Source organism: Streptomyces sp. IBSBF 2435 (genome assembly GCF_036815005.1).
Classification (GTDB): Bacteria; Actinomycetota; Actinomycetes; order Streptomycetales; family Streptomycetaceae; genus Actinacidiphila.
In genome coordinates, this window is sequence record NZ_JAJSYW010000055.1 from 39,271 (window position 1) to 53,024 (window position 13,754).

Annotated in this window: 10 protein-coding genes; 4 read left to right on the forward strand and 6 right to left on the reverse strand. The window is 71.3% G+C overall.

Annotated elements, in window-relative coordinates:
• Positions 1–69 precede the first annotated feature (69 nt).
• On the forward strand, positions 70–1,305 hold the full coding sequence (gene fahA / locus V7E46_RS13565; protein WP_333768648.1) for a fumarylacetoacetase: 1,236 nt from the start codon (positions 70–72) through the stop codon (positions 1,303–1,305).
• A gap of 232 nt (positions 1,306–1,537) precedes the next feature.
• Here fahA and V7E46_RS13570 read toward each other — a convergent pair whose 3' ends face one another.
• Positions 1,538–1,849 (reverse strand): helix-turn-helix domain-containing protein, encoded by a 312-nt coding sequence (locus V7E46_RS13570; protein ID WP_333768649.1) that lies wholly within the window; start codon positions 1,847–1,849, stop codon positions 1,538–1,540.
• Positions 1,850–2,416: 567 nt separating this feature from the next.
• Between V7E46_RS13570 and V7E46_RS13575 the strand changes: the two genes are divergently transcribed.
• Entirely contained in the window at positions 2,417–2,677 is a 261-nt protein-coding gene (locus V7E46_RS13575) for a DUF397 domain-containing protein (protein WP_333768650.1), read from the forward strand.
• Positions 2,678–2,772: 95 nt separating this feature from the next.
• Positions 2,773–3,684 (forward strand): helix-turn-helix domain-containing protein, encoded by a 912-nt coding sequence (locus V7E46_RS13580; protein WP_333768651.1) that lies wholly within the window; start codon positions 2,773–2,775, stop codon positions 3,682–3,684.
• Positions 3,685–3,770: 86 nt separating this feature from the next.
• Here V7E46_RS13580 and V7E46_RS13585 read toward each other — a convergent pair whose 3' ends face one another.
• Entirely contained in the window at positions 3,771–4,616 is an 846-nt protein-coding gene (locus tag V7E46_RS13585; protein ID WP_333768652.1) for an SAM-dependent methyltransferase, read from the reverse strand.
• 175 nt (positions 4,617–4,791) lie between these two features.
• A complete protein-coding gene (locus V7E46_RS13590; RefSeq protein WP_333768653.1) occupies positions 4,792–5,640 on the reverse strand; it encodes a helix-turn-helix transcriptional regulator in 849 nt (282 codons plus the stop codon).
• Between the two features lie 263 nt (positions 5,641–5,903).
• On the opposite strand from V7E46_RS13590, the gene V7E46_RS13595 reads away from it, so the two are divergent.
• Entirely contained in the window at positions 5,904–7,952 is a 2,049-nt protein-coding gene (locus V7E46_RS13595; RefSeq protein WP_333768654.1) for a SpoIIE family protein phosphatase, read from the forward strand.
• A 283-nt stretch (positions 7,953–8,235) separates the two neighbouring features.
• Here V7E46_RS13595 and V7E46_RS13600 read toward each other — a convergent pair whose 3' ends face one another.
• The 3 genes from V7E46_RS13600 to V7E46_RS13610 all read right to left on the reverse strand — a co-directional run.
• Positions 8,236–10,587 carry an FdhF/YdeP family oxidoreductase gene (locus tag V7E46_RS13600; RefSeq protein ID WP_333768655.1) on the reverse strand — a complete coding sequence of 784 codons (2,352 nt, stop codon included), beginning with the start codon at positions 10,585–10,587 and terminating at the stop codon, positions 8,236–8,238.
• Between the two features lie 104 nt (positions 10,588–10,691).
• The gene (locus V7E46_RS13605; RefSeq protein ID WP_333768656.1) at positions 10,692–11,519 is read right to left on the reverse strand and encodes an alpha/beta fold hydrolase; all 828 of its coding nucleotides are present in this window, start codon (positions 11,517–11,519) and stop codon (positions 10,692–10,694) included.
• Positions 11,520–11,749: 230 nt separating this feature from the next.
• Positions 11,750–13,754: RICIN domain-containing protein (locus tag V7E46_RS13610; protein WP_333768657.1), on the reverse strand; the 2,005-nt coding region annotated here is incomplete at its 5' end.

The following is a 13,754-nucleotide window of genomic DNA, read 5'->3' on the forward strand; positions in this document are numbered from 1 at the left end:
AGCTCCAAACCAGGCGGTGGACCCGGCGGTAGTCTCGGGGCGTTTACGCCGCACCGCCCTGGAGGCCCGTTGAGCGCCGAGAACCCTTTCGCCGTGCCGTCCGACGACCCTTTCGGGCCGCACAACCTGCCCTACGGGGTCTTCGGGACCGCCGCGGAGCCGCGGCACCGGATCGGGGTGCGGCTCGGCGACCGGGTGCTGGACGCGGGGGCCGCGGCGCGGGCGGTGGGGGCGCCGGCGGACATCGCGGAGCTGCTGTCGGCTCCGGTGCTCAATCCGCTGCTGGCCGCGGGGCGCCCGGCGTGGACCCGGGTGCGGGCGGCGCTCACCGACTGGCTGACCGGCGCGGAGTACCGGGACGCGGTGGGGCCGCTGCTGGCGCCTGTGCCGGAGGTCACGCTGCGGCTGCCGTTCGAGGTCGCCGACTATGTCGACTTCTACGCCTCGGAGCACCACGCGGCGACCGTCGGCCGGATCTTCCGGGCGGGCGGGGACCCGCTGACCCCGAACTGGAAGCACCTGCCGATCGGCTACCACGGCAGGGCCGGCACCGTCGCGGTCTCCGGCTCCCCCGTGGTGCGGCCGTGCGGGCAGCGCAGGCCGGCGGGCGAGGCGGCGCCGTCGTACGGTCCTTCGCTGCGGCTCGACGTGGAGGCGGAGCTAGGCTTCGTGGTGGGCGGCGCCTCGGAGCGGGGCGAGCGGGTGACGATGGCCGGGGCGGACGACCATGTCTTCGGGGTGTGCCTGGTCAACGACTGGTCGGCGCGCGATGTGCAGTCCTGGGAGTACGTGCCGCTCGGGCCGTTCCTCGGCAAGTCCTTCGCGACCTCGGTGTCGCCGTGGGTGGTCCCGCTGGACGCGCTGGCCCACGCCCGTACGGCCCCGCCGCCGCGGGACACCCCGCTGCTGCCGTATCTGGACGACAGCGCGGTGCTGCCGCCGTGCGGCCTGGACATCGCCATGGAGCTGCGGCTCAACGGGCACACGCTCTCCCGGCCGCCCTTCGCCGCGATGTACTGGACGTACGCGCAGATGCTGGCGCACCTGACGGTGAACGGGGCGAGCCTGCGCCCCGGCGACCTCTTCGCGTCCGGCACGGTCAGCGGCCCGGACCCGGACAGTGTGGGCGCGCTGATCGAGCTGACCCGCGGCGGCGAGCAGCCGGTCGAGCTGCCGGACGGCACGCGGCGGACCTATCTGGAGGACGGCGACGAGGTCGTCATCACCGCGACCGCGCCGGGCCCCGGCGGTGTGCGGGTCGGCTTCGGCGAGGTCGCGGGCCGGATCGAACCGGCCCGCGTCTAGAGCCGGCACGGCCCCGCCCGGCACCGCGGGACCGGTGCCGGGCGGGAAGCCGACGGCCCCTCAGGAGGCGACAGGTCCAACCAGGCGGCACCATCGGCCACGCCGGGATCCGACACGTTCGACCAGCGGCTCAGCACACGGGATCAGGGGCCGGCAGGCAGGGGCCACGGGAGGGCACACTCCCCCGTCGGCAGCGGTGGCAAGAGAGGGCCGATTGAACGGTTTCGATCCCTCAGTCCATGTCCCACGCCGGGTCGCCGTCAAGGAAGTCGGCGGGAAGGCGGTGCTGCCGTTCCGCCCGGAGCCGCGCGTCCTCCCACACCTTGCGCAGCACCAGCGGGTCGGCGCCGCAGGCCCGTGCGAACCGCTCGGCGAGGGACCAGCCCGGGAAGCACTCCCCGGACAGCAGGGCGGCGGCGTGCGCGCTCGGTATGCCCAGCCGCGACGCGAGTATCCGCAGCGGCATCCCCGAGGCCCGGTGCAACTGGGAGAGCACGGGTGCGAGGTGGGACTGGTGCCGGTCGGCCGGACGGGGGGCGGTCATCGTACACACCGCCCGCGGCGGTGGGAGTGAGCGGGCAACGGTCGTCCCTCCTCGGAGCGCAGGTCGTGGAATTACGCGATCCCCGGCGCGCCTGGCCCGTGATGCGAAAAGGTCGGGCCCGTTCCGTTTCAGGTCCCAGGTTGCCCCACCGGGCCGGCCGCTGTTCACCACCCCCGGCCCGGCAGTGCCGCCGCCCGGTGGGCGGAGCCGGCAACTTTTCCGGCCCGCCGTCGTTCACCGCCACGTACGCCGTCGGCCGCGGCCCGCCGCCGTCTCCCGGGTAAGCACTGGTGAGCGGTACGGCAGCGGGCCCGCGCCGGTCAGGGCGCACCGGCGCGCGGTTCGGCGGCCGGGCCTGCGCCGGCGCGGCCGAACGCTCCGGCGCGGGCCCGGGAAAGAAGTTGCCCCGGGCGCGCAATTGCAGACCGGACGCATCAAGCGGGGCACCCTTGTATCCAGAAGTGACGCATGAAGCGGGTGGGAGCCGGTCATCCTTCAAGTGGGCCATCTCATCTGCATTTGCAGACGGCGGGCTTGATCATCCAACCAGGGACGAGAAGAGGACTCATGGCCGGTCAGAGGCACCACGAGGATCAAGGAAAACACCTGCTGGGAGCGGACGCCGCGGGCGGCTTAGCCGTGGCATGGCAGAAAAGCACCTACAGCAACCATCAGAGCGCCTGCGTGGAGGTGGGCAACTTCGGTCAGGAAACGGTCGGTTTCCGCGACTCGAAGGACCCGGAGGGTGCAGTTCTCACCTTCGACCGCAGCGAAGTACGGGCATTCGTTGCCGCGGTGGCCGCCGGCGAGTTCACTGGACGGCGGTAACCGGCCGCCCGGCTTGGCAACTTCCGATCTCATATGACTGAGGCAGGATGAGGGGGCCATGAATGTGCCCGCTCAGCGCGAGGGAGAGCCTGCCCGTGTCTGCCCAGCCGTCCCGCGCCCCGCGGGGAGTCCGCAATGTCCGACCGCTGTCCGGCCGGGCGCCGACCGCGCAGCGCATGATCTTCGGTGAGACGCTGCGAAAACACCGCGACGCGCTCGGCCTGACGGAGAAACAGGTGGCGCAGGAGATCGGCGGCTGCTCGGCCTCCAAGATCAGCCGCCTGGAGAGCGGGGAACACGACTTCAAGCAGAAGGATGTCCTGTGCCTGCTCGACATCTACCAGGTCGTGGACCCCGCCGAGCGCACCCGGCTGCTGGAACTGTCCCAGCAGGCCAACGAGAAGGGGTGGTGGGAGGCCTGGCGGGACGTCGCCACCAAGGAGTTGCAGACGTACGTCAGCCTGGAGGACATAGCCGCGCGGATCCGGTCCTACGAGAGCGGCCAGCTGCTGGGGCTGCTGCAGACCCCGGAATACACCCGGGCCCTGGTCAAGGCGAACTCCCCCGAGCCCAACGCGCGTACGACCGAGCGGATCATGGAACTGCGGGCCATGCGGACCGAGCGCTTCCTCCGGGGGTCCTCCGCGCTGCTGATCTGCATTGTGGACGAGGTCACGCTGTCCCGCGGCTACGGGACGAACACGATCATGCGCGGGCAGATCGAGCGGCTGATCGAACTCGCCGCACATGAACGGATCAGCTTCCGGCTGGCCCCGTCCAGCAAGCTCAATCTCCCGGTGCAGATCGGCACGACCACGGTCTTCGACTTCACCGCGAACCAACTGCCCGCGATCGTCTACGTCGAGCGCTGCAACGGCGGCCTGTACCTCCAGGACCGGCAGGAGGTCGACAGCTACGAACGCGGCTTCGACCGGCTGATGGTCAGCTCGCTGGGACCGGCGGCCTGCCTGCAGAAGCTCAAGGACTACTACAAGAAATACTGCTGAGCCGGCCCCAGCAGGGCCGTCAGCCGCCGGGCCGGCTCCCCGCCGACGGCGCTTCGCGCGCCGTCGGCCCGCCTCGCGCCGCCCGTTCAGGACTTGCGCGCCACTCCCGCGTACAGCGACGACTCCGCGTCGGAGATCAGCGACGGTCCGCTGGCCGGCTCCGGGTGCCATCGGTGGGCCACTTCCACGCCCGGGGCGAGCAGTTCGAGACCCTCGAAGAAGGCCAGCACCTCGGCGCGGGTGCGCACCTGGAGCGCTGTGCCGTTCTTGCCGTACACCGCGGCTATCCTCGCCCACTCGTCCGGCGCGAAGTCCGGGGTGCAGTGCGAGATCGTCAGGTACGACCCCGGTGCGAGCGGTTCGACGAGGCTGTTCACCACGCCGTAGGCGTCCAGTTCGTCCGGAACGAAGTGCAGCAGCGCGTTCAGGCTCAGCCCGACCGGCTGGGTCAGGTCCAGACAGCCGCGCTCCCGTACGACGTCCAGCAGGTGCCCGGGGTCGCGTACGTCCGCCTCGACGTAACCGGTGGCGCCCTCGGGCGAGCTGCGCAACAGGCTGTCCGCGTAGACCAGCACGATCGGATCGTTGTCCACATAGGTGATCCTGGCCGCGGCTATCTCGTCCTGGACCACCTCGTGCAGATTGGGCGCGGTGGGGATGCCGGTGCCGATGTCGAGGAACTGCCGGACGCCGTGCTCGCGGGCCAGGAATCGCGCCGAGCGGTGCACGAAGGCGCGGTTCACCCGGGCGACCGTCCGTACCGCGGGGAAGAAGCGGATGACTTCCTCGGCCGCGTCCCGGTCGACGGCGTAGTTGGTGTTGCCGCCGAGGAAGTAGTCGTACATTCGCGCGCTGTGCGGCATGTCCTGCCGCAGGCGGTCCGCCTCGTCGGCCTCGTCGTCCGCCGTGACCTGTGGTAATTCGTCGCTCACACCATTGCCCCCATCGATCGCGCTCCGGACCGGAACCGGCGCCGGGACCGGAGCTGAGCCGGCGCCGCGCTCTGCTGAGATCACCTTATGCATGTGCAGGCGGATTGCACGAGGATCCGGCTTTCGTCGCCGACAGTGACCGGACCGCGACAGCCGCATGTCCGAGCGCCTTCGGTCAGCCGCCGACGACGCTCGGGGGGTCTTCCATGAGAACGAAGACGCGGAGCCGGTCGCTGCGCATCGGACGCAGGGCGACAATGTGGACAACGATCTCGCGGCCCTGGTGGTACGGCAGCCGGAGCTTGCGAATGCTGCCGTCGCCGTGTTCGCGTACCTCCCGGCGGTGCCACATGTCCCGTACGTCGGACGAGCGCGACAGGAGGTCGCGTTTGAGGCGGCGCAGGGCCTCGTTCTTCCGGTAGTGCGACCGCGCGTAGCGGATCTGGCCGACGTAGGCGCGGGCCCAGTCCTCCCGCCAGTTCACCAGCTGCTCGCGGGCCTCCGGGCTCAGCAGGGCCCAGCGCATGATGTTGCCGTGGTGGGCGGCCCAGGGGAACCAGTCGCGCATCTGCTGGTTGTGGCCGATCACGTTCCATGCGACGTCCGCCACGCAGGCGGGGTGGGACTGGTTGTCGATGAAGCGCTGGAGCAACTCGTCCATCTCGACCGCGGCTTCCGCCTGCGGGATGGCGGCGGAGGTGGGCGGCTGCCCCGTGGTCCGCAGATACAGGGTGGTGCGTTCGGTGTGGTTCAGGCGCAGGGCCGTGGAGAGCCGGTCGAGGAAGTCCTCCGAGCAGTCGGTGCCCTCGCCGCGCTCCAGCGAGCCGTACCAGTCCTCGGTGACCCCGGTCAGCCGGGCGACCGCGCTCCGGGACAGTCCGGCTCCCGGCCGCTCCCGCGCGAACGCGTCGGCCGCCTCGGGCAGGTCGGACCGGTCGACGCGCCGCCGCCAGGAGACCAGCAGCTCCGGCAGCGGCCTGCTGTCGATCTCGCCGCTCTCGCCGGGGCCGCTCCAGGAGTCCACAGGCCGACACTAGGCAGCACCGGGTGGACGCGGCGGCCCGCAACACACCGCGACGCGTCGTCCGGAAGCGGGAAACCGCCGTTCAGCGTAGCCGTGGGCGGCGGGCGCCGGTCCTGCAATGCCCGGCGGAGCACGTGTCCCCCCCCCCCCGGCCGGTGGCGGCCGTTTGCCAACCGGGAGCCTGCCCGTAACCTGGGAGAAAGGCCGCTTTGTCGGCACGCCGCCGGGACACGCGGGGAAGGCGGCGCGAGGAGGTGCCTGTGGTGGCACACGACAGCTCGTTCAGCGCGATCGAGGCCGCGTACGAGCGCACCGCGTTCGAGCAGTCCGCCGCGGGCCTGGAGATATACGACGCCGGCCTCCGGGTGCTGCGGACCAATTCCGCCGCCCTGGCCATGCGCGGCCGGCGGGCCGGCCAGGTCCTGAACCGGCCGGTGCAGACGCTGGGATCACGGCTTCCGCTGGCCCCGCTGCTCCAGCGGGTCCTGGCCGGCGGCGAAGCGGCCGTCCAGCAGCGGATCGACGGGCACGACGGGCGGGGGCACCGGCGGACCTTCGCCGTCACCGCCTTCCCGCTGGAGGACGCGCGGCGCACCATCGGAGTGGGCTCGGTGATCCACGACGTCACCGACGAGACCCGCGCACGGGTCGCCGCGGAACTGCTCGCCCGGGCCCACGAGGGCATCGGCACCACCCTCGACGCGATGCGCACGGCACGTGAGCTGGCGGACATCGCGGTCGAGGACTTCGCCGACGCCGTCTCCGTCGACCTCGTCGATTCCGTCCTCCAGGGCGAGACCCCGCCCGAACCGCCCGTCGGCGCGGACGTGCCGCTGCGCCGGGCCGCGTTCGAGACCCGGGGCGTGCTGCGCGGCATCTACCCGGTCGGCGAGACGAGCCACTTCGTCTTCCCCACCCCGTACACCGACGTGCTGGGCGACGTCGCCCCGCGGCTCCTGGACCCGCGCTCCGCGCCCGCCGACTGGCTGATGCACGACGCCGCGCGGGCGGGCGCGCTGCGGGCGGCCGGGATCCACTCGATGATCATCGTGCCGCTGTCGGCGCAGGGGCGCGTGCTGGGCCTGGCCGGCTTCTACCGCGGGCCGCGGCATCCGCTCGACTTCGACGCGACCGATGTGAAGCTGGCCGAGCAGGTCAGCGCCAAGGCGTGCATCCACATCGAGAACGCGCGCCGCTACACCCGGGAGCGCACCAGCGCCGTCACGCTCCAGCGCAGCCTGCTGCCGCGGACCTTCCCCGAGGTCTCCGCGGTCACCACCGCGCACTTCCACGCGCCGGGAAGCCGGCAGACGGTCTGGTTCGACGTCATCGCGCTGTCCGGAGCGCGCGTCGGCCTGGCCATCGGCCAGGTCCCCGAGCAGGGGCTGCACGCGACGGTCACCATGGGGCGGTTCCGCACCGCCACGACCACGCTCGCCAACCTGGACCTCCCGCCGGAGGAGCTGCTGGCCCACCTCGACGACGCCACCCACCGCATCGTGCCCGACCACGCAGCGCGGCAGGACCGGGCCGCAGGGTCGGCGGACGCGCCGCGCTGCCAGTACGCCGTCTACGACCCGGTGTCCGGCGAACTCGCCATCGCCGCCGCCGGGTGGCCCGTACCGCTGGTGTCCACGCCGGACGGGGCCGTGAGCCGCCTGGACATGCCGGTGGGGCCGCCGCTGGGGCAGGGGGCGGCCTACGAGGTCCGCCGTACGGTTCTGGCTCCGGAGAGCCTGCTGACCCTCTACTCGGAGTCGCTCATCGAACCCGCCTCGGACGCCGCGGAGCGCATGGACCAGCTGGAGCGGGCAGCCGCCCGTTCCGGCCAGGATCCGCGGGCGGCCTGCGACAGCATCGTCGACGGCCTGCTGCCGATCCGGGCGGGTGACGGCGCCGCCGTCCTCGCGGCCCGCACGCACCGCCTGGTCGACGGCCAGGTCGCCACCTGGACCGGGACGCGGGACGCCGAGACGGTCGCCGACTGCCGGGAGAGGACCGGCGTGCAGCTCGCGGACTGGGGCCTCGACGCCTGGTCCTTCACCACGGAGATGGTCGTCAGCGAACTCGTCACCAATGTGCTGCGGCACGCCAGCGGAAACCCGCGGGTGCGCCTCATCCACGACCGCTCCCTGACGATCGAGGTGTCCGACGAGTCCAGTACGGCGCCGCACCTGCGCCATGCGCGGGCCCAGGACGAGACCGGCCGCGGCCTGCTGATCATCGCGTCGCTGGCCCGCCGCTGGGGGACGCGCTACTCGCCGGATGGCAAGACCGTCTGGGTCGAGGAACCGCTGGACGAACCACCGTGAGGCCCGGTGCCTCCGGGGCGCGGGCGGGTCAGGCGGGCGGCGGCCCGGCGCCGATGCCGCCGCGGCCCGCGAGGCGGAACAGCGGCACCAGGGACGGCAGGATCAGCACCACGGCCACGCAGGCGATCCCGACGACGACGTCGAGGGTTGGCGTCGGGGGACGCGGCCTCGCCCAGCGAGAGACGCGTGCCCAGCAGGTAGGGGTACTGCGAGACGCCCCAGCCGGCGACGACGAGCGCGACGGCCGCCGCGGCGCCTTGCGGCGGTGCCTGACTGCGGCTGTCTACTGCTGCGGGCTCGGCGCGACGCGCACCTTGATGTTCTTCATCAGCGGCTGGTCGCTCTGCCGGCTGTAGTCGCTCGCGGCGACCAGCACGTTCATCTCCGGCATGTACCCGGCCGCGCAGCCGCGCGGCATGCTGTACTCGATCGCCCGGTAGCGCTTCAGGTGGCGGCGGCTGCCGTCCCGCGCGGTGGCGGTGATATCGACCAGGTCGCCCGTGGCGATGCCGCGGGCGCGCATGTCCTCGCCGTTCATCAGGATCAGCGTGCGGATGTCGCGCACCCCGCGGTAGCGGTCGTTGTCGGAGTAGACCGTGGTGTTCCACTGGTCGTGGCTGCGCATGGTCTGCAGGACGATCACGTCGCCGGGCGGCGGAGCGTCCGGCAGGCCGGCGGCGGAGAATTCGGCGCGGCCCGACGGTGTGAGGAAGGCGAGCTCACGGGCGGGCTGGCGGATCCGGAAGCCCAGCGGCAGCCGTACCCGGCGGTTGAAGTCCTCGAATCCGAGCAGGACCCGCGCCATGGTGTCGCGGATACGGTCGTAGTCCTCGATGTAGGACTCCCACGGGGTCCGGCTGCCCGGCAGGGTGGCCCTGGCGATGCCGGCGATGACGGCCGGCTCGGACAGCAGGTGCGGGGAGGCCGGCTTCTTCATGCCGACCGACAGGTGCACCATGCTCATGGAGTCCTCGACGGTGGTGCCCTGGATGCCGCGCCGCTGGTGGTCCTTCTCCGTACGGCCCAGGCACGGCAGGATCAGCGCCTTCCCGCCGTGCACGAGGTGGCTGCGGTTGAGCTTGGTGCTGACGTGGACGGTGAGCGCGCAGCGCCGCAGGCCCTGGGCGGTGTACGCCGTGTCGGGCGCGGCCAGGGCGAAGTTGCCGCCCATGCCGAGGAAGACCTTCACCCGGCCCTCGTTCATGGCCTCGATGGTGCGGACGGTGTCCAGGCCGTGCTCGCGCGGCGGGTCGATGCCGCAGGCGTCGGCGAGCCGGTCGAGGAAGTCGGGGGTGGGGCGGTGGTCGATGCCGCAGGTGCGGTTGCCCTGCACATTGCTGTGCCCGCGCACCGGGGACGGCCCGGCGCCCTCCCGGCCGAGATTGCCGCGCAGCAGCAGGACGTTGACGATCTCGCGGACGGTGTCCACGCCGTGCTCGTGCTGGGTGATCCCCAGGCACCAGCTGACCAGGGTGCGGTCGGAGGCGGAGTAGATCCGCGCGGCCTTGAGGATGTCGGCCCGGGGGACCCCGGACTGCTCCTCCAGCTGCTCCCAGGACGTGGCCTCGCACAGGGCCCGGTAGTCCTCGAAGCCGAAGGTGTAGCGGCCGATGAACTCGTGGTCCAGGGCCTTGGGATCGTGCGCGCTCTCCTCCAGGACCGCCTTGGCGACGCCCCGCAGGAAGGCCATGTCGCCGCCGACCCGCACCTGGATGTTGAGGGTGCTGGTGGGCGTCGGCTTGAACAGCGCCATGTCGGTCATGTCGTGCGGCACGATGGTCCGGGTCGCCGCGGCCTCGATCAGCGGGTTGACGTGGACGATCTGGGCGCCGCGCCGGTAGGCGTCGGCGAGGGCGGTCAGCATCCGGGGCGCGTTGGACGCCGCGTTGACCCCCATGATGAACAGGGCGTCGGCGGCCTCCCAGTCGGCGAGGTCCGCGGTGCCCTTGCCGGTTCCCAGGGCCGCCTGGAGGGCGCGGCCGGAGGCCTCGTGGCACATGTTGGAGCAGTCGGGCAGGTTGTTGGTGCCGAACTCGCGGGCCATCAGCTGGTAGAGGAACGTCGCCTCGTTGCCGAGCCGCCCCGAGGTGTAGAAGGCCGCCTCGTTCGGGCTGTCGAGGCCCCGCAGCTCGCGGCCGATGAGCGCGAAGGCGTCCGGCCAGGAGATCGGCGCGTAGCGGTCGCGGACGGCGTCGTAGACCACCGGCTCGGTCAGCCGCCCCTGGTCCTCCAGCGCGAAGTCGGACCACGTCGACAGTTCGGCGACGGTGTGCCGGGCGAAGAAGTCGGCCCCGACCCGCTTGGGGGTCATCTCCCAGGTGACGTGCTTGATGCCGTTCTCGCAGATGTCGAGCTTGAGGCCCTTGATGTCGTCGGGCCACGCACAGCCGGGGCAGTCGAACCCGCCGTTCTCGTGGTTCATCCTGAAGACGGCCCGCGGCCCGTCGACGAACGCGTGCTCCTTCACCAGGACCCGGCCGACGCTCCTGGCGGCGCCCCAGCCGGCGGCGGGGTGGTTGTACGGGCGCTGGGAGGGCCGCTTCCTGTCCGCGGGACCGTCCCCTCCCGCAGGGGTACGGCCGACCGCACCGTCGTCCGGGCCTGCCGGTCCCCGGTTCACATCGGATGCAGTCATGTAGGACCCTTTACTGTGCGTCAATTCCCGGGAAATCTACATTTTTCGGCACAGCACGGGACACGGCACGCCGGAGGTCCGGCGGGAGGTCCGCCGGACAGCTTCTACGAGCGGGCGAATTCCAGCAGGTCCGCGTTGAAGCGCTCGGCGAACTCGGGCACCATCGACAGGCCGTGCGGCGCCCCGGGGTAGACCTTGAAGGCGGCGTCCTTGACGATCTTCGACGACTTCTCGCCCGACGCGACGATCGGCACGATCTGGTCGTCGTCGCCGTGCACGATCAGCGTCGGGACGTCGATCCGCTTGAGGTCCTCGGTCAGGTCGGTCTCCGAGAAGGCCTTGATGCAGTCGTACGCGCCCTTGATGCCGACCTGCATCGACCACAGCCAGAACTCGTCGCGCGTGCCCTGGCTGACGGTCGAGCCGTCGCGGTTCGCGCCGTAGAAGTTCGCGCTGAGGTCCTGGTAGAACTGCGAGCGGTCCGTCTCGACACCGGCCCTGATCTGGTCGAAGACGTCAATGGGCAGGCCCTCGGGATTCGCGTCGGTCTTGAGCATCAGCGGCGGGATCGCGCTGAGCAGGACCGCCTTCGCGACACGCTCGGTGCCGTGCCGGCCGATGTAGCGGGCCACCTCGCCGCCGCCGGTCGAGTGGCCGACGAGGATGACGTCCCGCAGGTCGAGCGCCTCGATCAGCGCGTCGAGGTCGTCGGCGTAGGTGTCGAGGTTGTTCCCGTCCCAGGTCTGCCCCGAGCGTCCGCCGCCGCGCCGGTCGTGGGCGATGGCGCGGAAGCCGTTGTCCGCCACCACCTTCAGCTGGGGGTCCCAGGCGTCCGCGGTCAGCGGCCAGCCGTGGCTGAACACGATCGGCTGACCCGATCCCCAGTCCTTGTAGAAGATGTCTGTTCCGTCTTTCGCTTTGATGAAGGGCATGAGCCGGCTCCTGCCGCGCGAGGAAATGGAGGACCGAGAACAGTCGGGGACGTCCGGAAGGGACACCCCCGCTTTACGATACCCACGAGCCGTCCTCTCGGCGCGCCGAGCGGAATCGCCGCCCCTCGCGGCCGGCGGCGGAAGGGTATTCCGTGGGCCATCCGGATAACGGGCACAGATAAGAGCGGGCCGCCCGCTGACGGACGGCCCAGCCGGAATTCCCTTTCGGTCTACTGCTCGGTGAGGGTGAAGCTCTGGGCGGCTCCGCCGGTGCAGGTCCACTGCTGGAGACGGGCACCGTCCGCGGTGGAGACATCCGTGACATCCAGGCACGCACCGGTATTGCTGCGCGGAGTCAGGGTGTACGTCCCGTTGGCGCCGGCGACCGGCTTCCACTGCTGGTTCGTACCCGACCCGTACGACCACAGCTGGATCTTCGCGCCATTGCCGGCGCCCGAACCACCCGTCACATCCCAGACGGCGGAACCCGCATTACGGCTGACCACCTTGAAATAGCCGCTGTCGGTGGCCTGGAACTGCCACTGCTGATTGGCACTCCCCGCCTGGCACGCCCACTGCTGGACGGCGGCGCCATTGGCGGTCGAACCGTTGGCGTCATCCACGCACTTGCCGCTGTTGGTGTTCTTCACCGTGTACCACTTCGACGAATCGATCGGCCCGTTCCCGCCGGTTCCGGTTCCGGTACCGCTGTTCGCGCCGGGCCACAGGTAGGTGCCGACGGTCTTGGCGGGCAGCGTGGCGGCGAACTGCTGGTCGCCGACCCGCAGGGTGAACGGCTGCGGCGAGCCCGTCTGGTTGACGACGACGGTCACCAGCGTGCCGTCGGGATTGAGGAAGGCCACATTGGTGGTGCTGCCGCTGCCGCCGTTGTTGGTCTGCACGCGGGTGGCGCCGCGGGCCACGAACTTCGAGAACTGCGCGATGATGTAGTAGTCGGGCAGGGCCCAGTACGTGTCGGGGCTGCCCGGCGACTGGATGAGCATGCTGGGGTCGGGCGAGCCGGACCACTGCTCGGGGGCGCGGTTCTGGTCGAGCATGGTGACCCAGTCCTCGTACATGATCGACTGGTTGCGGAAGTACTGGACGATGCGGTCGGCGCCGGAGGTGCCCCACACGGCGCGTTCGGTCATCGCCACGTCCTTGGTGGGGTAGCTGGCCTTGACCTGCCCCATGGACGTGGGGTCGCCGCCGTAGTCGTGGAAGGCGACACCGTCCACAGCGTTGAAGGCGTCACTGGGCGAGCCGGGGTTGCCGAGGACGCCGGCGGTGTAGCCGGGGCCGTCGGAGAAGTTGTGGTCGAAGGCCCAGATCCTGGTACTGGCCGCCCCGTTGTTGTTCAGCTCGCCGCGCAGGGCGGTGGCGACCCGCCGTTCCTGGTCGGCGGACAGGGTCATGCCCGGGTAGTCCGGCGGCGAGAACAGCGGCTCGTTCTGCATCGTGACGGCGTACAGCGGCAGGCCCTGGCCCGCGTAGGCGGTGACCGCCTTGCGCAAGTAGGTCGCCAGCACGGGGATGTTGGAGTCGGGCAGCGAGCCGCCGAGCAGGCTGTTGTTGTTCTTCATCCACGCCGGGGGGCTCCACACGCTCCCGAACAGCAGCAGGTTCGGGTTGATCGTCTTCGCCTCGCGCAGCACATCGATGATCTTGTAGTCGATGTCCTTCTGGATCGAGAAGCGCGACAGGCTCGGGTCGGCGGAGCCGTCGTCGTAGGTGTAGAAGGCACGGGAGGTGAAGTCGCTGGTGCCCAGCGGGATGCGGGCGACGCTGAAGCCGGCGCCGTTGACCGGGTCGACCAGCTTGTGCAGCGCGGCGGTGCGCGCGGTGGCGCTCATCCGGGACAGGTTGTAGATCGTCGACTCCTCCAGCGAGGAGCCGACGCCCAGCACGGACTGGTAGTGGGTGCCGGTGTCAGCGGTGATGGTGGCGGAGCCGGACGCGGCGGTGGTGGTCAGGTCCGCCTGCTTGGACAGCTTGTACGGGGTGGCGGCCAGGCCCGTCGCCGGGTCGGTGAACCAGCTCCCGCTGCTGGGGCCGAACCCCGGCGCGGTCGACTCCGAGCTGAGATACACCTGCACCGGGGTGGTGGCCGCGGCGGCGGGCGTCGCGCTGACGGCGGACAGGGCCGCCGGGGCGAGCAGCGCACCGGTCGCCACCGCGGTGGCGGCGAGGATCATCCGGCGGCTGCCTCCGAGGGGCGCAGGGGCGGGGGAACGC

Bases quoted from the DNA above. Each gene is read 5' to 3' on its own strand.
- V7E46_RS13570 (WP_333768649.1), bottom strand. From the start codon at position 1,849: ATGACCGCCCCCCGTCCGGCCGACCGGCACCAGTCCCACCTCGCACCC.
- V7E46_RS13575 (WP_333768650.1), top strand. From the start codon at position 2,417: ATGGCCGGTCAGAGGCACCACGAGGATCAAGGAAAACACCTGCTGGGA.
- V7E46_RS13600 (WP_333768655.1), bottom strand. From the start codon at position 10,587: ATGACTGCATCCGATGTGAACCGGGGACCGGCAGGCCCGGACGACGGT.
- V7E46_RS13605 (WP_333768656.1), bottom strand. From the start codon at position 11,519: ATGCCCTTCATCAAAGCGAAAGACGGAACAGACATCTTCTACAAGGAC.